Raw genomic sequence first — 19043 nt, forward strand, 5'->3', positions numbered from 1 at the left:
GAGGTCTTTTCGTCGAAGCGAGCCGCCTATTATGTCAGGCTTTTCGTTTCCGTCAACACCTTCGTTTGAAGGATGTTGCCGCCGCTTTGGCTTGGTGTTCACCGGGGTGAAGACCGCGTCGCAGCGAGGGAGCGAATACTAAAGACTTCTCGAAATTCGTCAAGCGCTTTTTTTCAAATCGTACCGAGCAACGGTCGGTACCGGCCGTGGGTGGGCACTGCGCCAACGGCGATGCGCAGCCCGCGCGTTGCGCGCGCTGCGCAGGGCTGCCAACAATGCAGCTTCTTGTGGTCAGGGAAGCATGCGTCATGCCTGCGGTTGCCAAGCGTTCGTTGTTGCGCGATCTCTCATTGCCCTCCGTGGTCGCCGGCTTCATTACCGTGCTGGTCGGCTTCGCCAGTTCCGCGGTGATCGTGTTCCAGGCGGCACGGGCGGTCGGGGCGACACAGGCGCAGATCGCATCCTGGATGTGGGCGTTGGGCCTGGGCATGGGCGTGACCTGTATCGGGCTGTCGCTGCGCTACCGCGTGCCGGTGGTGACGGCATGGTCGACCCCGGGCGCGGCGATGCTGGTGGTGGGGACCGGCGCGGTGGCCTACAGCGATGCCATCGGCGCATTCGTACTGGCCGCGGTGCTGGGCGTGCTGGCCGGCTTCTCCGGGTTGTTCGCCAAGGTGATGCGCCGTGTGCCGATGGCGCTGGCCGCCGGCATGCTGGCCGGCGTCCTGCTGCGCTTCGGGCTGGATGTGTTCGTCTCGATGGGTACGCAGCTGGGCATGGCGCTGGCGATGTTCGCCACCTGGCTGGTGGGGCGCCGGCTGTTCCCCCGCTACGCGGTGATCGCCACCCTGCTGGTGGGCGTGGGCGTTGCCGCCGCGCAGGGCCTGCTGCATGCCGAACAGCTGCGGTTGGAACTGGCCGTGCCGGTGTTCACCTGGCCCACCCTGTCATGGCCGGCGGTGTTCGGCATCGCCCTGCCCCTTTTCGTGGTCACCATGGCCTCGCAGAACATTCCCGGCGTAGCGGTGATCCGTGCCTCGGGATACGACACCCCCATCTCCCCGGTGATCGGCTGGATCGGCGTGGTCAATACGGTATTGGCGCCCTTCGGTGCCTATGGGCTCAACCTGGCCGCGATCACCGCGGCCATCTGCATGGGGCGCGAGGCGCATGAGGATCCGGCCCGGCGCTACACCGCAGCCGTGGCTGCTGGTGCCTTCTACATCGTGGTGGGTCTGTTCGGTGCCACGGTGGCAGCGGTGTTCGCTGCCTTTCCGAAGGAACTGGTGGCCTGCGTGGCCGGCATCGCGCTGTTCGGCACCATTGCCAACAGCCTGGCGATGGCGCTGCGTGAGGAAACCGACCGCGAGGCGGCGCTGGTCACCTTCCTGGTGACGGCCTCGGGGCTGTCGCTGGGCGGGATCGGGTCGGCGTTCTGGGGGCTGGTGGCTGGCGGGATCTGTCTGGTGGCATTGCGGCCACGGGGTGATGGGTGATGTCGGGCTACTGGGAGCCGGGCAGAGCCCGGCGCTACGTTACGGGCGCGGTGGTTACAGGGGCCTGGTTGCCAGGGTCTGCTGGAGGACGTGGCGTGCACCGGGGGCCAGGGTGATGACGTCCGGGCCGGCGTTGGCCGCTTCCAGGCAGACGTAGTTGCGCCAGCCTGCCCCGACGTCGGCCATCTTCGCGGCGCCGGCTTCACCCGGATTCCAGGCGACCAGCGAGCGGCTGCCCTGGGTGGTGATCTCGATGCTGCGCTTCAGCCCCGGATCCTTCAGCAGGTAACGGCCACCCGCCTGCGTGTAGATGCGGTCGCTGCGGCCGGGGTCGCGCGGGTCGTTGAGCGACCAGTCGCCCTGCTGGGTACGCGGGGTGGCGTAGTTCTCGAACTTGTCCAGGTAGGTCAGGCCGTCCAGGCCGGACACGCTGACCTGCATCGCGTCACTGACCCGGAAATAGTTGTGCAGGGCCTGGGTGAAGGTCACTGGTTGCGTGCCCACGTTTTCGGTGACCAGGCGCTGATCGAGCGTGCGGCCGATGCGCAGCTGCATGCTCAGGCGCAGGTCGAGGTTCTCCAGCACCGGCGGGGTCAGGGTCAGCACGACGCTGCCGTCGGCGTCGCGCTGGGCGCTCTGCAGGGTCCACGGCACGTTGCGTACGAAGCCATGCGACGGCACGTCACTGCCCTGCCCCTGCTTGCCGAAGTACGGCCAGCACACCGGGCTGCCGCCGCGGATCGGGGTGGGCAGCGCCTGCGCGGTGGGCGACAGCCACAGCACGTCCTGCCCGCCCTTGGGAGTGAAGGACAACAGCTGGCCGCCGAATACCGAGATCGCGGCGGTGGCCAGCGGGGTTTCCACCTTCCAGGCCGGGAAGCCCTGGATGTCGACGATGCTCAGCCCTTCCAGCTTCGGCAGCGCGGCGCTGGGCGCGGCCGGTGACTGCACCAGGCGGGCATGGTTGGGCGGCAGGGAGAACACGGTGCTGTCGGGCATGGCAGTGGTTGTCTTGGGGAGAGGGGGCGCGCTGCGCAGCGCGGTCAGGATGCGTTGGCCGGCAAGGCCATCGGGGTCGGGCCAGCCCAGCGCCTGCTGTTCGACCTGGATGGCGCGCCGGGTGGCCGTGCCGACCATGCCGTCGGCGGCGCCGATGTCGTGCCCGCGTCCGAGCAGCAGGGTCTGCAGCTCGCGCCGCTCGGTGCGGCCGATGCCGGGGTCGTCGGTGGGCCAGGCCGCCACGATGCCGGGGCCACCGCGCAGGCGGTCGGCCAGGGTGGCGATGGCCAGCGCATAGCTCTCGGCGGCGTTGTAGGCGTAGATCGCGTCGTAGTTGCGGAACACCAGCCAGGCCGGGCCGTTGGCCCCGGTAGGCAGCAACAGCGCCGCATTGGCGTCGTCGGGCAGCCCGGCAGGGGCGAGCGCGCCGCCGGCGATCGGGACGATGCCCTGCGCGCGCCAGGCCGACAACGGCTTGCGGTTGGTGCGGCCGGCCTGGCTAGCATTGAAGCCTGCGGGAATCTTTACCTCGATGCCCCACGGCTGGCCGGTGCGCCAGCCGGCCTGCTTGAGGTAGTTGGCGGTGGACGCCAGCGCGTCGGGGATGCTGGCGACCAGGTCGCGGCGGCCATCGCCGTCGCCGTCCACGGCGATGCGCGCGTAGGTGGAGGGCATGAACTGGGTATGCCCGAAGGCGCCGGCCCAGGAACCGGTCAGGCCGTCGGCGCTCAGATCGCCGGCATCCAGCAGCTTGAGCAGTGCCAGCAGCTCGCCGCGGAAGAACGGCTGGCGGCGGCCATTGCAGGACAGGGTGGCCAGCGACTGCAGCAGCGGGCGCTTGCCGAACACGCGGCCGTAATCGCTCTCCACGCCCCATACCGCCACGATGGTGGCCGGATCGACGCCGTACTGGGCCGAGACGGTCGCCAGCAGGTCACGGTGCTGCAGCAGGCGTGCCCGACCATCGTCGACCCGCTGGGTGTCGACCAGTGCGGCCAGGTAATCCCACAGCGGGGTGGTGAACTCCGGCTGCGCATCCAGCAGCGGCAGCACGCTCAGGTCCGGGGTGAGGCCAGCGGTGAGCCGGGTGAACCCGGCCGCACTGACGCCCTGTTTCAGCGCCTGCGGCTGCAGGGTGGCCAGGCAGCGATCGAAGTCATCCTGCGGCGCGGCGACGACCGGGCCGCTGGCCAGCCAGAGCGCGCCCAGCAGACTGCCTGTGAATGGCCTCATTGGCGGTGATCCTTGCAGCCAAGTGGACCTGCATCATAGCGGCAAGCCGCGCGGTTCAGGCCCGTTGCAGCAGGCGCAGGCCGAATGCGGGATCGGTCGCATCCCATTGCATGCGCACCTTCAGGCCGGCTTCGGCGATGAGCGCGGCGAAGCTCGCCTCGGTGTACTTGTGGCTGTACTCGACAGTCATGGCTTCACCTTCGGCGAAATCAAAGCGGCGTCCATCGACGTGGACCTGCTGGGCGCGACGGCTGACCAGTTCGGTTTCGATGCGCAGGCGCGGCACGCTGTAACGGGCCCGGTGCTCGAAGCCATCGAGATCGAAATCACTGCCGATTTCGCGGTTGAGGCGTTGCAGCAGGTTGAGGGTGAACGCGGCGGTGACCCCGGCAGCATCGTTGTAGGCTGCCTCGATCAGTGCCGGGTCCTTGTGCAGGTCGATGCCGATCAACGCCATGCCATTGCCGCCCATGGTCTGGCGCATGGCATCCAGCAGCGCCACCGCGTCGTCGTGGGCGAAGTTGCCCAGCGTGGAGCCGGGGAAGAACAGCAACCGCCGCGCCGGCTCGCGCTGCGGCTCGGGCAGCTCGACGGGGCGGGTGAAGTCGGCGCAGACCGGCAGCATCTCGATCTCCGGCAACGCTTCGGCGAGCCGGGCCACGCTGTCGAGCAGGGCCGCGCGCGAGATCTCGATCGGGGTGTAGGCGACCGGATCGGGCAGCGCGTGCAGCAGCAGTTCGGTCTTGCGGCCACTGCCACTGCCCAGTTCGACCACGTGCAGGCGCGCACCGACGGCGCGCGCGATCTCGCTCGAGACCTGCTGCAGCAGGCGCAGTTCGGTGCGCGTGGGGTAGTACTCGGGCTGGCGGGTGATCTGTTCGAACAGCTGCGAGCCACGCGCATCGTAGAAATACTTGGACGGCAACTGGCGCGGATGCTGCGACAGGCCATGCAGGATGTCGGCGGTGATCCGCGCGCGATCGGGCTGCAGGTCGGTCAACGCATCCAGGGCATCACTCACGGTACTCATGCGGCATCCTTGGCCAGGCGCAGGCCGGCGAACTGCCAGCGCGCCGACGGTGCGAAGAAATTACGGTAGCTGGGACGGATGTGGTCAGCCGGGGTGGCGCAGCTGCCACCGCGCAGCACCCACTGGCCGCACATGAACTTGCCGTTGTATTCGCCGAGGTTGCCCTCGAACGTGCGGAAGCCGGGATAGGCGCCGTAGGCGCTGCTGGTCCATTCCCAGACATCGCCGAACAGCTGCGACGGGTGTCCGGGGGCGGCATCCTCGCGCGGCGCGGCCGGGTGCAGGGCGTCGTTGTCGGCAAAGTTGCCCGCCAGTGGCGTACCACGCGCTGCCGCTTCCCACTCGAATTCGGTCGGTAGCCGAGCACCAGCCCAGCGCGCATAGGCGTCGGCCTCGAAGTAGCTGAGGTGGCAGACCGGGGCATCCGGGTCGAGCGGGCGCCAGCCGGCCAGCGCGAACTCGCGGTCGAGCGCCTCGTTCCAGTACAGCGGGTGCTGCCAGTGCTCCTGCTGGCACAGGGTCCAGCCCTCGCTCATCCAGTGGCCCGGTTCACGGTAGCCGCCGGCCTCGACGAACTGGCGGAACTCGGCGTTGCTGACCGGGCGGCTGGCCAGCGCGTGCGCCGGGACCAGCACGCGATGCACCGGCGATTCGTTGTCATAGGCGAAATCGGGATGGGCGGGCCAGGCGGGCGCGCCGATCTCGATGATCTGCTCGGCACGGGCGATCCAGGTCAGCGGCGATGCGCTGCCGCCCGGGTGGGCCAGATCGTCGCGGTAGGCCGGTTGCAGCGGATTGCTCCACAGCGCGTGCTTAATGTCGGTGAGCAGCAGCTCCTGGTGCTGCTGTTCGTGGTGCAGCCCCAGCAGCAACTGGCGTCGCGCCTGCTCATCCAGGGTGTCGGCCTGCAGCGCGGCGATCACGCGCTGGTCGACCACGCTGCGGAACTGCAGCACCTCGTCCAGCGAAGGGCGCGACAGCAGTCCCCGTTGCGGCCGCGCATGCGCCGGGCCGATGCTCTGGTAATAGCTGTTGAACAGGTAATGCCAGTCTGCGTCGAACGGCGCGTATGCCGGCAGCGATGCCAGCACGAAGCGCTCGAAGAACCAGGTGGTGTGCGCCAGGTGCCACTTGGTGGGGCTGGCATCGGGCATGCTCTGCACCATGGCATCTTCGGCACTGAGCGGCGCGGCCAGCGCCACGCTGCGGGCACGCACCTTGGCGTAGCGGGCTGCCAGCGCGGTAGCGGCGGCAGCGGTTCGGGACGGGGCAGCGACGGCGTTCATCGCAGGAAGGATCACGGAGCGCGGGTGAGCGCGACGTCACGGCCCGGCGCACATCGTGTTACGCGACCGAAGTTGAATAGGCAGAGGCCGCGTGGCTGCGTGCTGTCAGGGCAGCGCGTCCAGATAGAACCAGCGCCCGTCGTGGCGCACGAAGCGGCTGTGTTCCTGCATCTTCACTGCACTGCCGCCGCCGATCCGGTAGCGCGCGGTGAAGCGGACCTGGGCATGTCCGGCGTCCGACTGCGTGTGCTCATGCACGGTCAGCCCCAGCCAACGCGTGCGTTGGCCGGCGGGCTCGTCCAGCGACAGGGCCTCGGGGCGGGTATCCGGGTGCCACGTGGCCAGCAGGTAGTCGGGCAGCAGGTGCACGTAGGCGCTGTAACGCGAGCGCATCAGGGCTTCGGCGTCGGGCGCGGCGGCGCCGGCATGGTAGCGGCGGCAACACGCGGCATAGGGCTGCGGGCGTCCGCAGGGGCAGGGGTCGGGGATGGCCATGGGGCATTATGACCGCGGAACGGAGGGCAGCCGACCCACGGTCGGCGCTACCGGGGTTCGCGCGATGGTCGGGAGGGCGTGGCCCGGCGTTGCCCCGAGGCGTATGCTGGCGCGCTTTCCGCCGTGATGCGCCGCCGTGTTCGAGCTGGTTCCCCCTGAGTTGCTGTGGTTGGTGGCGATCGCCTTCATCGCCGGGCTGGTCGACGCTGCGGTCGGTGGCGGCGGGCTGGTGCAGTTGCCCGGACTGTTCACCGTGTTGCCCCAGCAGACCCCGGCGATGCTGTTCGGCACCAACAAGTTCAGTTCGATGTTCGGCACCGCGGCGGCCGCCTTCCGTTACGCGCGCAACGTGCGCTTCCCGTGGCGACCGGTGCTGTTCGCGGCGGCCACGGCCTTCGTGTTCTCGTTCGCCGGGGCCACGGCGGTCAGCCTGCTGCCCAAGGACGCGGTACGGCCACTGGTGCTGGTGCTGCTGGTGGCGATGCTGGGCTACACACTGTGGAAGAAGGATTTCGGCGCCCTGCACCGGCCGCGCGAAATCGGCCGTAAAGAGCTTGCAACGGCGCTGGCGATCGGCGCGGTTATCGGCTTCTACGACGGCTTCTTCGGGCCAGGCACCGGCAGCTTCCTGATCTTCCTGTTCGTGCGCTTCTTCGGGCTGGATTTCCTGCGCGCCTCGGCCGCCTCGAAGGTGGTCAACCTGGCCACCAACGTGGCCGCGATCTCGTTCTTCGTGCCGACCGGCAACATCCTGTGGCTGTTCGCCATCCCCATGGCCACCGCCAACATCATCGGTTCGGTGGTCGGGACCCGGCTGGCGCTGCGCGGCGGCACGCCGTTCATCCGCAAGCTGTTCGTGGGCCTGGTGGTGGTGCTGATCGCCCGGATGGGCTGGGACACGTTCGCCGGCTAGGCAGGTCAGTCCTCGACCTGCCCGGCCGCAGTGCGGGTGCGCTCGGGAAGCTTGAGCCGCTTGCCTTCTTCGTCGTACTCGATCAACAGCACGCCGGAGTCGTGGCGGCCGCTGATTTCGACGAAGCAGGCGCCGCCGATGAACGGCTCCAGCGTCATCACCGACTTCAGCGGGGTGGCGACCACCATCTGGAAGCCGAAGTTCTCGAAGATGTTCATCGCCAGCGCGGTGAACTCGTTGTCGGCCTTGTCGAAGGCTTCGTCCAGCACGACGGCGGCGTAGCTGGGCAGCTGGCTGTCGGCGCCGCCCAGCTGGTAACGCAGCGCGGCGGCCAGGCAGGTGGTGGCCAGCTTCTGCCGCTGGCCACCGGACTTGCCGGCGCCACTGCGGTAGATCTCGACCTGCTGGCGGGTGGCCGCGTCCAGTTCGACGCCGATGAACTCCACATGCAGGCGCACGTCGAGCACGTTCTCGCGCCAGCGCTTGTCCTCGCCTTCCTGTGAACCGAGGCGCTTGACCAGTTCGCGCAGTACCGCGAACTGGGCTTCGGCGACGTGGCGTTCTTCGGTCTGGTGCTGGGCGAGCACGTCGCGCAGCTGCAGGTGGAACTCCAGCACTTCGGGCAGGCGCCGGTCGCTGAGCTCGATGGTCAGCAGGGTGCCGCGGTTGAAGGGCACCTGTTCCAGCGAAGCATTGACCTCGTCCAGGCGCTGGCCGATCGACTTGCGTGCCTCGGCGCTGTGCCGCTGCAGCGCCAGCAGGTTGTTCTTGCTCTGGTTCTGCAGCAGGTCGAAGAACCGCTCCTCGTGCTGCGGCAGGCCATCGCGCTCGAGGCGTTCCAGGCGCGCAAGGTAATCATCGGCCGAGGCCACCGAGGCGGTGAAGTCTCCCGACTCCTCCGGCCAGGCCTGGGCGAAGCGACGGAAGCAGGCCACCAGCTGCGATTCGACGCGGTGCACGTCCTGCTGCGAGGCGGCCAGGCTTTCGTTGATGCCCTTGCTGATCTCGCGCATGTGCGCTTCCAGCGTTTCCAGGCTGAGCCCGCCCAGGGTGTCCAGGCGCTTCTGCAGCCCTGCCTCCTGGGTGGCGCCGAGCGCGGGCAGTACCAGCGCGCGGCTGCGCTGGCGCTGGGCCTCGAGCTTGTCGCGCTCGCGCGAGAGCTGGGCCAGTTCGACCCGGGTGTCTTCATAGGTGCGCCGCGACTGCGCGATGTCGCCACGCGCGTGGTCGATCTGCTGGGCCAGGCGGGCCAGGTCGGCGTTGCCTTCCTTCAGCTGGTGCAGCGCCGATGCGATGTCCTGCAGGCGCTGGCTCGCGGTGCCGACATCCACTTCTTCCCAGACGTAGTTCACCAGCTGGTGGCAGGCCAGGCGACGATCGTTGTCGAGGTCGCGCTGGCCGCGCAGCCGGGCTACGTCCTGGTCGCACTCGGCGATGCGCTGCGCCAGTTCCTGCGCCTCGCGGCGGAACAGCGCCAGCTTGTCCTGGTTGTTGAAGCCGAGCAGCCAGCGGCGCTTGTCGCCGATGGCGTTGCGGTCGTCCTTCTCGAAACGGTCGCCGGGGTGCTTGACCTGGCCTTCGCGCGAGATGCCGCGATCGACGTCGCGCAGCTGCCGGGCGTCCACGCACTCATAGTCGTAACGCTTGCCCAGCTCGCGGCGCAGCCACGGTTCGAACACGCTGTCGCGCAGTTCCAGCTTGTGCAGCAGCGAGCGCGCCGACGGCGAGCGGGCCATGGCATCGTCGTTGCGACGGACGCGGTAGTAGGTCAGGCGCATGCCGAGCTGGGTGCGGTTCACCCATGCATTGACCTCGTCGTAGTGCCTGTCTTCCACCAGCAGCGACTGCGCGAAGCCGAACAGCACGCGCTCGATCGCGCCCTGCCAGGCGCCCTCCTCCGGGCGGACCTGGACCAGCTCGCCGACGAACGGCAGCGCCGCTTCGGGCACGCCGGTCTCCTCGGCCAGCCGGCTGCGCAGCTTCTGCAGCGGCGCGGGGATGCTGGAAGGCGTGCGCTCCATCGCCTCGAGTTCGGCGCGGACCTCGGTGAAGCGGCGCGCATCGTCCTGCTTGCCCGCCTGGCGCTCGGTGATGGCGTCATCCAGCGCGGCGGCGGCCTGCTGGCGGTTATCCAGTTCATGCTGGGCGCGGCTGATCAGCTGGGCAAAGCCGTGGGCGTCGTCAGGCACGGTTTCCTGCAGCTTCGCTGCGGCCTGGCCAGCCTGGTCGCGCTTGGCCTGGCGGCGGTCGCGTTCGGCCTGCGCGCGGCCCTGCTCGCGCTCCAGCTCTTCGATGCGTTCGCCACCCTGCTGCCGACGCTGCAGTTCCAGTTCGGCCAGGTGCTCTTCGTGGTTGGCCAGCGCCTGGCGACGCTGGGTCTCTTCACCCTGCAGGCCACGGTGCTGGATGTCGATGTCCTGCAGGCGCTTTTCCAGCAGCCGTTGCAGGCGCGACTCACGGAAGCTGTCCAGTCCGAGCTTGAGCGTTTCCTCGTCGGCGCGCTGCAGGTTCATCGCCTTCAGTTCGGCGTGCAGCGCACGCGCCGGCAGCAGGGTTTCTACCTGGCGCCGGGCGGTGACCACCGAGGTATGCGCACCGTCGAGTTCGGCGAAGTCGCTGACCAGGCGCTCGGCGGCGTCGAAGGTCTTCGGCGTGTCCAGCATGAAGTCGCGCAGGAAGACGTTGAGGTCGCCCAGGTTCTTGGCCGACTGCGTCTTGTGCAGCAGGCGCAGCGCCATCTCGTTGTCGATGCCGAGCAGGTGGCGGAAGCGTTCGGCATAGCCGGTGAAGCTGTCGAAGTGGTGGACGTCGGCGAGCCGCTGCTTGAGCCTGCGCAGGTCCAGGTCGAAGCCGCCTAGGTCCCTGGCGATGTCGAACGGGCGCTCGGCGATCAGGTAATGCTTGCGCACGTCGGCTGCAGCGGCGCCATTGCCGGCGATCCAGAACAACCGCACCAGGCTGACCACGCGGCCATCGCCGGCGCGGTACTCCAGCACCACGGCGGTCCAGGTGGCGCCCTTGCGCAGGTACTGGGTGGCGATTTCGCCGGTGCCCCGGTCCTGCTGGTCGGCCCAGGCGCCGCGCACGTAGGACACCAGGTTGCGGTCGCGCCCGCTGCGTTCGGCTTCACGCGCGGCGGCGTTGAAGTCGACGATCGACGGCGGCACCAGCATGGCCGACATGGCGTCGAGCAGGGTCGACTTGCCCGAGCCCGAGCGGCCCACGAACAGGAAGCCGCGCTCGGCGATCGGCACTTCGGTCAGGCCGTTGAACGTGCCCCAGTTGTGGACCTGCAGGCGGCGCATGCGGAACTGCTGCAACCGTGGGTCCGGCAGCCCGTCGGTGAACAGGGCGGGGGTTTGCTTGGAAATGGCCATGCGGTATCGGTCGTTCCGTTCAGGCGTTGGCAGCCGGGGTTTCGCGCAGCTGGCGGTAGACCGCCGACAGCGCCGAAACATCCTCGGCGGAGAACAGCAGCTTCAAGGCCGGCGACACTTCGTGCCGGTCCTCCTGGCCCGCCAGGCGGGTCAGGATGTGGTTTTCCTTCATCTTCTGCACCGCGGCGGCGACGCGGCGGTTGAAGCCGGCGCGGTCGGTGGAGAGGTTCTTCTCATAGATCGCCAGGGCTTCGGCCATCTCGTTGTCGGCGACCACGGCGCGGTTGCCGCGCGCATCGGCCTCGGCAAGCTGCTGGCGCAGGTACAGCAGCAGCACCGAGTCGATGAAGGTCAACGGCGAGCTGCGCAGCAGCACCGGTGCCTCGATGTCTTCGGTGTCGGCCTGGCGGGTGAAGGCCACGCCGCTGTCGCGGTCCAGGACCAGCTCCAGGAACAGGTCGGCCAGCGCCGAACGGATCGCGGTTTCGCTGCGGATCAGCGCCGGCCACAGCTTGGCATGGCGCAGCTGGTCGATGCTGGGCCCGATCAGCAGCTGGCACAGCGCGCGGCGCGCATCCAGCGGCAGGCGGCCGGTGTCGCCCATGTAGAACACGTCGCTGTTGCGGCGCGGCATCGGGGTCACCACCACCGGCTCGGCGTCCAGCTCGTCGACGGCGCCATCCACCGGTGCGGCGTCGTGGGTATCTTCATGCCAGCTCATGGCGTTTCTCCTGGGTGAACCAAACCAGCGGAATGCGGGCGCGCCGCCATTGCCCATCGCCACCACGCCAATGCGCGGTTTCCTGTTCGCCCTCGACCACCTGGCCGTGGCGGGTGCCCAGCGACAGGTAGCCGATCACGCTGCCCAGGCCCTGCGGCGCTTCGCGCTGCGACAAGGCCTCGGCGATGCTCAGTTTCGGCTGCAGCGCCAGCAGCTCGTGCAGGTCGCGGCGCAGGCTGCGGAAGTCGATTTCCGACGACGCCACCAGGTCGCCGACGCTTTCCAGGCTGATGCTGGCCGCGTCGTTGCGCTGCACGCTGCCATCGACCTGGGCGCTGCGCGGGTCGTGCAGCTTCCACTGGCTCCACGAACGCAGGCGGCTGGTGGTCAACTGCAGGTCGCGGCCGATCGCGCGCTGGGCGGAGAAGTCGTCGCGCAGGGCCAGTGCTTCGGACTGCGCCTGTTTGAGCAGCTGGGTCAGCCGCCGCTGCTCCAGGTAGCCCCGGCTCTGCACGAACCCGCGCAGGCTGCGCGCGAAGTGCTGCAGCACGTCGTGGACCTGGCCGCCGCGTTCGAGCATGGTGCCGGTGAAGCCGCGCAGGAAGGCACGCTCGTTGCGGTCCAGCTTGCGCGCGAAACCCCGCGCCAGCACTGCTTCGAGCGCGGCGTCGAGCTGGGCGCTCTGTTCGGCGTCGTTGAGCAGCCGCCAGAAGGCCTGGAAGCTGCGTCCGGCATCGCTGTCGCCGATCACGTCGACACCTTCGAACAGGCGCGAGAGCACGTCGCCGCGCTCGCTCTCGTCGTCGATGATGCGTTCGCGGAATTCGCGGTTGAGGCGCTCGAAGTCGTCACGGACCCGGCGGAAGTCCTCGGTGAGGTCATCGGCCAGGCCGATGATCTGGCGCGCGCGTTCCAGCGCGCGCTTGCCGTCCAGGGCGACGACCCGGCCGGTGCCGACCCGTGCGATCTCAGCGTCGATGCGGTCGCGCTCGTCGCGCAGCGCCGACAGCCGGGCGTCCGGGTCCGATTCGGTCTGCGCGGCCAGCTGCGACAGCTGTTCGATCACCAGCGCCAGGCGGCTCTCGGTGGCGGCGACGCGGGTCTGCTCCAGGCTGTCGGCGAAGCGGATCGCCTGCAGCGCCTGGGTGGAGAGTTCGTACTGCTCCTGCTGGGCGCCCTCGGGCAGGCGTCGCTCCAGCCAGCCCTGGGCCAGCCAGTGGGCGATGTAGGCCTGGGCGGTGCGCGGCAGCTCGCGCGAGAGTTCCTCGCCGTTGAGCTGGTCCAGCGCGCGCTGCAGGCGGTCGTGCAGGACCGCAGAGGCCAGGGTGCGCTCGCCGTCCATCAGCAGGCTCTGCAGCAGGCCGATGATTTCCGGTGCATTGGCGGCGGCCAGCAGCTTCCACTGGGGCTGGTCGCGCAGGGTGCGGTAACGGGTGATGCGTTCGCGGTGCTTCATGCAGCCAGGACATCCGGAAGTACACCGCGCGGCCGTGCGCCGCGCAGCAGGAAGGCGGTCGGCCCGGTGCCGACGCACCGGGCATGCGGCAGGTTCAGCGCTTGCCGCCTACTTCGATGAAGCGCAGGAACTCGGCGCGCGTACGCGCGTCTTCGCGGAAGCTGCCGAGCATCTTGGAGGTGACCATGCTGACCCCACGCTTGTGGATGCCACGGGTGGTCATGCACTCGTGCGCGCCTTCCACCACCACGCCCACGCCGATCGGCTGCAGCACGTCCTGGATGCACTGTGCGATCTGCGCGGTCATTTTTTCCTGCACCTGGAAGCGGCGGGCGTAGGCCTCGACCACGCGGGCGAGCTTGCTGATGCCCACCACCTTGCCGGCCGGCAGGTAGCCGACGTGGACGCGGCCGATGATCGGCGCCATGTGGTGTTCGCAATGGCTTTCGTACTCGATGTCGCGCAGCACGATCAGCTCGTCATAGCCGGCCACTTCCTCGAAGGTGCGTTCCATGTAGGCGCGGGGGTCGTCGCGGTAGCCGCTGAACCAGTCGCCATAGGCTTCGGCAACGCGCCGCGGGGTGTCCAGCAGGCCTTCACGGGTGGGGTCTTCACCGGCCCAGCGCAGCAGCGTGCGCACTGCCGATTCGGCATCGGCCTGGGTCACCGGGGTCGCGTCGTTGTCTTTTCTGCTCATTACATACAGCACCCGAAGGGGGGCGAGCATCGTACCCGACAGAGCCCATGGGCGTCCCGCGCCACCCGGCATGCCCGCCGTGCCGGCGGGATCCGTTGGGCTGGGGTTGTGCCTGGGTATTGATAGGAAGGAAATTAGTAGTATCCTATCTATTCCATGAAACGCGCCCTCGACGAACGTACCCAGCTGCAGATGCAGCTCAGCTCCGGCCTGCTGCATTCGGGCCGGCAGTGGCAACGCCTGGCCGACCAGGCGCTGGGCAGCTATGGCATTTCAGCCGCCTGCACCATGCCGCTGCTGCTGATCGGCCGCGCGGGCGGCGGTATCCGCCAGGTCGCACTGGCCCAGCTGCTGGGCATGGAAGGCCCTTCGCTGGTGCGCCTGCTGGACAAGCTCTCGGCCAGCGACCTGGTCCGCCGCGAATGCGACGCCAGCGACCGCCGCGCCAACCTGCTGTGGCTGACCGACAAGGGTGAGGCCCTGGTCAGCGAGCTCGAATCGGCGCTGATCGGCCTGCGCCAGGACGTGTTCGGCCAGTTGAGCAACGACGAGCTGCGCACCGTGCTGAAGCTGTGGCAGCTGCTCGCCGACGCGTCCGAGCGGGTGACGTAAGCCACTGCCGCGTTGCTGGCCCGGTGCCGCCCTGCGGCGCCGGGATTACCCCTTTCCGCCCTCCCCTGCGAAACCCCGCCCCGATGTACGGTGAATTCAGTCTCTATGGTGTGTTCGTCCCGACCCTGCTCGGGCTGATGCTGCTGGCGTACCTGCTCAAGAGCGGGCTGCGCGTGGTCCTGCAGCGCACCGGCGCCTACCGCCACATCTGGCACCCCGCCCTGTTCAACCTGGCCGTGTACGTGATCGTGCTTGGCGGGTTGTTTTCCCTGATGCGTTGGATGCAATCGTGAACAAGATCCTCAAGCACACCTTCCCGGTCGTCCTGACCGTGGTCGCCGTCATCGCCGCGCTGCTGGTGCTGCGCCACCTGTGGTCGTACTACATGGACGAGCCGTGGACCCGCGACGCGCATGTCAGCGCCGACGTCGTCCAGGTCGCGCCGGACGTCTCCGGACTGGTCGAAGCGGTGAAGGTGGCCGACAACCAGCCGGTCAGGCAGGGCGAGGTGCTGTTCGTGGTGGACCGCGCCCGCTACCAGATCGCGCTGGAACAGGCCCAGGCCACGCTGGGCGAACGCCGCGCGACGCTGGAGCAGCTGCGCCGGGAGATCGCCCGCGATCGCAGCCTGCGCGACCTGGTCGCCGCCGAAGACGCCGAAGTGCGCCGCGCCAAACTGCAGGCGGCGCAGGCCGCTGCCGCCACCGCGCAGGCCGCGGTGGACCTGGCCCGGCTCAACCTGGCCCGCACCGAAGTGCGCAGCCCCAGCGACGGCCACGTCAACGACCGCACCGTGCGCACCGGCGACTACGTCACTGCGGGCCGCCCGGTGATGGCGGTACTGGATACCGGCTCGTTCCGGGTGGATGGCTACTTCGAGGAAACCCGCCTGCGCGGCGTGCACGCCGGCCAGAAGGTCGACATCCGCCTGATGGGCGAGGCGCAGCCGCTGCAGGGCCATGTGCAGAGCATCGCCGCCGGCATCGAGGACCGGTACCGCAGCGAAGGCTCCAGCCTGCTGCCGAACGTGACCCCGGCCTTCGACTGGGTGCGGCTGGCCCAGCGCATCCCGGTGCGCATCCACATCGACCGCGTGCCCACCGGCGTGAACCTGATCGCCGGCCGCACCGCCACGGTCACCATCGAGCCGGATGCGGCCACCGCGACGCCGGCACGACCGGCCCGGGCGGCACTGTGAAGCACCCGGCCCTGCACCGCATCGCGTTCGCGCTGGCGCTGACCAGCCTGGCCGCCTGCCGTACGGTCGGTCCCGACTACGCGGTGCCGGCCAACGCGGCCTTCCAGCGCCCGGACGCCAATGCCGCCTTCATCGACACCGCCAACCCGCAGGTGGCGCCCGGCGCCGAGTTGCCGGCGCGCTGGTGGGAGCTGTACCAGGACGCCACGCTCAACGGGCTGGTCGAGCAGGCGCTGCGCGACAACGTTGAGCTGAAGGTGGCCGACGCCAACCTGCGCCGCGCCGCCGCCGTGTACGAGCAGGCGCTGGACGCCGGTGGCTTCGAGTACGAGGCCGAAGCCGGGGCGAGCCGTGCGCAGCTGTCGGCCGAGTCGTTCCTGCTCGAACACGAACTGCCGCCGATCAACCTGGCCGACGGCAAGTTCGCCGTCTCCTACCAGTTCGACCTGTTCGGCAAGCTCAGGCGCGCCTCCGAGGCCGCGCGTGCCGATGAGCAGGCCGTGGCCGCGGCGATGGACCTGGCGCGCGTTTCGCTGGTGGCCCAGGTCGCCGGCAGTTACGTGGAAATCTGCCATGCCAACCACGAGCTGCACGTGGCCGAACATTCCCTGCAGCTGCAGCAGCGCAGCCGCGAGGTGACCCAGCGGCTGATCGACGCCGGCCGCGGCACGCCGCCCGAGCTGGCCCGCGCCAATGCGCAGGTGGCGATGCTGGAGGCGGCGCTGCCGCCGCTGCGCGCACAGCGCGACGCGTCCGGCTACCAGCTGGCCGCCTTGCTCGGTCGTACCCCCGGGCAGCTGCCCGGTGGCGTTGCCACCTGCGACCAGGCCCCGACCCTGTCCCAGCCGCTGCCGGTGGGCGACGGCCGCGCGCTGCTGCAGCGCCGCCCCGACATCCGCCAGGCCGAGCGCAGGCTGGCCGCCGCCACCGCACGGATCGGCGTGGCCACCGCCGAACTGTATCCGGACATCCGCCTGGGCGCCTCGCTCGGCGCGGCCGGCCTGCTGGCCGACTTCGGCGAGCCGTTGACCCAGCAATGGTCGATCGGCCCGCTGATTTCCTGGACCCTCCCCTCCTCGGGCACCCACGCGCGCATCCACGCGACCGAGGCCGGCGCCGATGCGGCGCTGGCCGAGTTCGACCACAGCGTGCTGCAGGCGCTGCGCGAAACCCAGACCGCGCTCAGCCGCTACGCGCACGACCTGCAGCGCCTGCAGGCGCTGCAACAGGCGCAGGCCCAGGCTGCGCTGGCCGCCGAACAGAACCGCCGGCTCTACCAGGGTGGGCGCACGCCGTACCTGTCCAGCCTGGATGCTGACCGCACCCTGGTCTCGGCCGATGCCACCCTGGCGCAGCAGCAGGCGCAGGTGTCGCGCGACCAGATCCAGCTGTTCCTGGCCCTCGGCGGCGGCTGGAACGCCGACGCGGTGGCACAGGCGCCCGCACCGACGGTAGTGCCGACCGTCAGTCGGCATGAATAACCCCAATCCCAACCCCATGTTGCTGCTCGACCGCCACGCCTGGCTGTTTTCGGTAAAGACCTTCCTGGCCGCCCTCGCCGCGCTCTACATCGGCCTGGCCAGCAACCTCTCGCGCCCGTACTGGGCGATGGCCACGGTCTACATCGTCACCCAGCCCATGCTCGGCCCGACCCGGGCCAAGGGCGTGTACCGCATCGTCGGCACACTCATTGCCGGCGCGGCCACGCTGTGGATGCTGCCGCACCTGGTGGAAACCCCGCTGCTGCTGAGCGCGGCGATGTCGCTGTGGCTGTCGGCGTGTCTGTTCATCGCCCTGCTCAACCGCGGCCCGCGCGGCTATGCGTTCCTGCTGGCCGGCTACACCACCGCGTTCATCGGCTTCCCGGCGGTGACCTCGCCGGACACCATCTTCGACACGGTGGTGGCACGCAGCGAGGAGATCATCCTCGGCACGGTGGTGGCGGTGCTGTTCGCCTCGCTGTTCTTCCCGACCTCGGTGCGGCCGATGCTGCGCGCGCGGATCGGCAACTGGATGGGCGACGCGGCGCAGTGGTGCCGGCAGATCCTGCTGCGCGGCCAGGCGCACGCGCCACGCAACCGCTTGGCCGCCGACCTGGTGCAGTTCGAGGCACTGATCGAATTCCTGCGCCGCGATGACCCCCGCCATGCCGGTGCCGCGGTGTCGATGGAACGGCTGCGCGAACGCATGCTGCTGATGCTGCCGGTGCTGTCGTCCATCGCCGACCGGCTGGGTGCGCTGCGCGCCGGCGGGCGCGCGCTGCCGCCCGGTCTGGAGCCGCTGGTGGAGGACATCGCGGCCTGGCTGGAACGGCCAAGCCGTTCCACCGACGATGAATACACCGCCCTGCGCGCACGGATCCTGGCGATGAAGCCGGCGGTGGACGGCGAACTGGACCACCTGCTCTTGGTCACCCTGCTGCTGCGTCTGGAGGAGCTGGTCGACCTGTGGCAGGACTGCACCACCCTGCAGCAGGCCATCGAACACGGCAATGCGCCGCTCGACAGCGCGCACTACCGGATCAACGCCAAACGCGTTGCCGGTGGCCGCCACGTGGACTACGGCATGGCGCTGTTCTCGGCGGCCAGTGCCGGAGTGGCGCTGATGACCTACTGCGCGCTGTGGATCGGGCTGGGGTGGGAAGGCGGCGGCAACGGCGCGATGATGGCCGCGGTGGCCGCCGCGTTCTTCGCCGCGCAGGACGACCCGGCGCCCAGCATGCTGCAGTTCCTGCTGTGGGCGATCGTGGCCAGCCTGGTGGCCGGCGTGTACCTGTTCGGCGTGTTCCCGGCGGTGCACGACTTCGGCAGCCTGGCGCTGGTGCTGGCGGTGATCTTCCTGCCGCTGGGCCTGCTCCTGCACCGCCCGCAGACCGCGCTGATCGGCCTGCCACTGACGGTCAACCTGGTGGCGCTGCTGAACGTGCAGAACACCTACAGCGCCAACATCCAGAGCTTCATCAATTCCTCGGTGGCGATGTTCATCGGCATTGGCTTTGCCGTGGTGATGACCCGCCTGTTCCGCTCGGTGGGCGCTGAATGGACCGCCCGCCGCCTGGTGCGCCAGGGCTGGACCACGCTGGCCGAAGCGGCCGAAGGCCGTGGCCAGCAGGACCGCCAGCAGTTCGCCGCACGCATGCTGGACCTGCTGGGCCTGCTCGCCCCGCGCCTGGCGGCCACCCCCGAGGGCAGCGACATCGCCTCGGTGGACATGCTCACCGAGGCCCGCATCGGCCTGAACATCCTGCAGCTGCGCCGGGCACGGCATGGGCTGCCGGCGGCGAGCATGCAGGCGATCGAGGCGATCCTGGACGACGTGGCCGCGCATTACCGCGCCCAGGTGGCGCTGCGCCGGCCACATCCGGCGCCGCCAGCGCTGCAGGCCAAACTGGAGGCCTCGCTGAAGCGGGTGCAGACGGTGGAGGCCGGCAAGGCGCGTGATGAAGCGCTGATGGGCGTGCTGGGGCTGCGCTATGCGTTGTTCCCGGAGCAGCTGGCGGTCACACAGGGCGGAGTATCCTGACGCCCTGC

The 19043-nt window shown here is 69.4% G+C and carries 15 protein-coding genes; 7 read left to right on the top strand and 8 right to left on the bottom strand.

Features of this window, described 5'->3' with window-relative positions; translation table 11 throughout:
• The first annotated feature begins 308 nt into the window (after positions 1–308).
• Entirely contained in the window at positions 309–1496 is a 1188-nt protein-coding gene (locus tag FSZ13_RS13035; protein WP_145480386.1) for a benzoate/H(+) symporter BenE family transporter, read from the top strand.
• A 54-nt stretch (positions 1497–1550) separates the two neighbouring features.
• Here the strand turns inward: FSZ13_RS13035 and FSZ13_RS13040 are convergent, their stop codons facing one another.
• The 4 genes from FSZ13_RS13040 to FSZ13_RS13055 form a co-directional block, all read right to left on the bottom strand.
• Positions 1551–3728, bottom strand: coding sequence for a lytic murein transglycosylase (locus tag FSZ13_RS13040; protein WP_145480388.1), 2178 nt, complete (start codon positions 3726–3728; stop codon positions 1551–1553).
• A gap of 55 nt (positions 3729–3783) precedes the next feature.
• Positions 3784–4758, bottom strand: coding sequence for an L-histidine N(alpha)-methyltransferase (gene egtD / locus FSZ13_RS13045; protein WP_145480390.1), 975 nt, complete (start codon positions 4756–4758; stop codon positions 3784–3786).
• The gene (gene egtB / locus FSZ13_RS13050) at positions 4755–6044 is read right to left on the bottom strand and encodes an ergothioneine biosynthesis protein EgtB (protein ID WP_145480392.1); all 1290 of its coding nucleotides are present in this window, start codon (positions 6042–6044) and stop codon (positions 4755–4757) included. The genes egtD and egtB overlap by 4 nt, the downstream gene beginning before the upstream one ends.
• Before the next feature lie 105 nt (positions 6045–6149).
• On the bottom strand, positions 6150–6539 hold the full coding sequence (locus FSZ13_RS13055) for a YchJ family metal-binding protein (protein WP_145480394.1): 390 nt from the start codon (positions 6537–6539) through the stop codon (positions 6150–6152).
• A 136-nt stretch (positions 6540–6675) separates the two neighbouring features.
• Here FSZ13_RS13055 and FSZ13_RS13060 point away from each other — a divergent pair, with 136 nt between their 5' ends.
• Positions 6676–7452, top strand: coding sequence for a sulfite exporter TauE/SafE family protein (locus tag FSZ13_RS13060; RefSeq protein ID WP_145480396.1), 777 nt, complete (start codon positions 6676–6678; stop codon positions 7450–7452).
• A 5-nt stretch (positions 7453–7457) separates the two neighbouring features.
• Here FSZ13_RS13060 and FSZ13_RS13065 read toward each other — a convergent pair whose 3' ends face one another.
• The 4 genes from FSZ13_RS13065 to folE all read right to left on the bottom strand — a co-directional run bounded on the left by FSZ13_RS13065 (position 7458) and on the right by folE (position 13703).
• Positions 7458–10829, bottom strand: coding sequence for an ATP-binding protein (locus tag FSZ13_RS13065; protein WP_145480398.1), 3372 nt, complete (start codon positions 10827–10829; stop codon positions 7458–7460).
• A 19-nt stretch (positions 10830–10848) separates the two neighbouring features.
• Positions 10849–11550 (bottom strand): DUF4194 domain-containing protein, encoded by a 702-nt coding sequence (locus tag FSZ13_RS13070; protein WP_145480400.1) that lies wholly within the window; start codon positions 11548–11550, stop codon positions 10849–10851.
• Positions 11537–13006, bottom strand: coding sequence for a DUF3375 domain-containing protein (locus FSZ13_RS13075; protein WP_145480402.1), 1470 nt, complete (start codon positions 13004–13006; stop codon positions 11537–11539). The genes FSZ13_RS13070 and FSZ13_RS13075 overlap by 14 nt, the downstream gene beginning before the upstream one ends.
• Before the next feature lie 94 nt (positions 13007–13100).
• Positions 13101–13703, bottom strand: coding sequence for a GTP cyclohydrolase I FolE (folE, locus tag FSZ13_RS13080; RefSeq protein ID WP_145480405.1), 603 nt, complete (start codon positions 13701–13703; stop codon positions 13101–13103).
• A 156-nt stretch (positions 13704–13859) separates the two neighbouring features.
• On the opposite strand from folE, the gene FSZ13_RS13085 reads away from it, so the two are divergent.
• The 5 genes from FSZ13_RS13085 to FSZ13_RS13105 all read left to right on the top strand — a co-directional run bounded on the left by FSZ13_RS13085 (position 13860) and on the right by FSZ13_RS13105 (position 19035).
• Positions 13860–14315, top strand: coding sequence for a MarR family winged helix-turn-helix transcriptional regulator (locus FSZ13_RS13085; protein ID WP_145480407.1), 456 nt, complete (start codon positions 13860–13862; stop codon positions 14313–14315).
• 83 nt (positions 14316–14398) lie between these two features.
• A complete protein-coding gene (locus FSZ13_RS13090) occupies positions 14399–14608 on the top strand; it encodes a DUF1656 domain-containing protein (protein ID WP_019183984.1) in 210 nt (69 codons plus the stop codon).
• Entirely contained in the window at positions 14605–15513 is a 909-nt protein-coding gene (locus FSZ13_RS13095; RefSeq protein WP_186308942.1) for an efflux RND transporter periplasmic adaptor subunit, read from the top strand. Before FSZ13_RS13090 ends, FSZ13_RS13095 begins: the two co-directional genes overlap by 4 nt.
• Complete coding sequence (locus tag FSZ13_RS13100; RefSeq protein WP_145480411.1) at positions 15510–16994, top strand: efflux transporter outer membrane subunit; 1485 nt, start codon at positions 15510–15512, stop codon at positions 16992–16994. Before FSZ13_RS13095 ends, FSZ13_RS13100 begins: the two co-directional genes overlap by 4 nt.
• 16 nt (positions 16995–17010) lie before the next feature.
• Complete coding sequence (locus FSZ13_RS13105) at positions 17011–19035, top strand: FUSC family protein (RefSeq protein ID WP_145481162.1); 2025 nt, start codon at positions 17011–17013, stop codon at positions 19033–19035.
• Positions 19036–19043 lie beyond the last annotated feature (8 nt).

Origin of the sequence: Stenotrophomonas rhizophila (assembly GCF_007667275.1) — a bacterium.
In the GTDB taxonomy this organism is placed as follows: Bacteria; Pseudomonadota; Gammaproteobacteria; order Xanthomonadales; family Xanthomonadaceae; genus Stenotrophomonas; species Stenotrophomonas maltophilia_AE.

Bases quoted from the DNA above. Each gene is read 5' to 3' on its own strand.
- FSZ13_RS13035 (WP_145480386.1), top strand. From the start codon at position 309: ATGCCTGCGGTTGCCAAGCGTTCGTTGTTGCGCGATCTCTCATTGCCC.
- FSZ13_RS13040 (WP_145480388.1), bottom strand. From the start codon at position 3,728: ATGAGGCCATTCACAGGCAGTCTGCTGGGCGCGCTCTGGCTGGCCAGC.
- egtD (WP_145480390.1), bottom strand. From the start codon at position 4,758: ATGAGTACCGTGAGTGATGCCCTGGATGCGTTGACCGACCTGCAGCCC.
- egtB (WP_145480392.1), bottom strand. From the start codon at position 6,044: ATGAACGCCGTCGCTGCCCCGTCCCGAACCGCTGCCGCCGCTACCGCG.
- FSZ13_RS13055 (WP_145480394.1), bottom strand. From the start codon at position 6,539: ATGGCCATCCCCGACCCCTGCCCCTGCGGACGCCCGCAGCCCTATGCC.
- FSZ13_RS13065 (WP_145480398.1), bottom strand. From the start codon at position 10,829: ATGGCCATTTCCAAGCAAACCCCCGCCCTGTTCACCGACGGGCTGCCG.
- FSZ13_RS13070 (WP_145480400.1), bottom strand. From the start codon at position 11,550: ATGAGCTGGCATGAAGATACCCACGACGCCGCACCGGTGGATGGCGCC.
- FSZ13_RS13075 (WP_145480402.1), bottom strand. From the start codon at position 13,006: ATGAAGCACCGCGAACGCATCACCCGTTACCGCACCCTGCGCGACCAG.
- folE (WP_145480405.1), bottom strand. From the start codon at position 13,703: ATGAGCAGAAAAGACAACGACGCGACCCCGGTGACCCAGGCCGATGCC.
- FSZ13_RS13085 (WP_145480407.1), top strand. From the start codon at position 13,860: ATGAAACGCGCCCTCGACGAACGTACCCAGCTGCAGATGCAGCTCAGC.
- FSZ13_RS13090 (WP_019183984.1), top strand. From the start codon at position 14,399: ATGTACGGTGAATTCAGTCTCTATGGTGTGTTCGTCCCGACCCTGCTC.
- FSZ13_RS13105 (WP_145481162.1), top strand. From the start codon at position 17,011: ATGTTGCTGCTCGACCGCCACGCCTGGCTGTTTTCGGTAAAGACCTTC.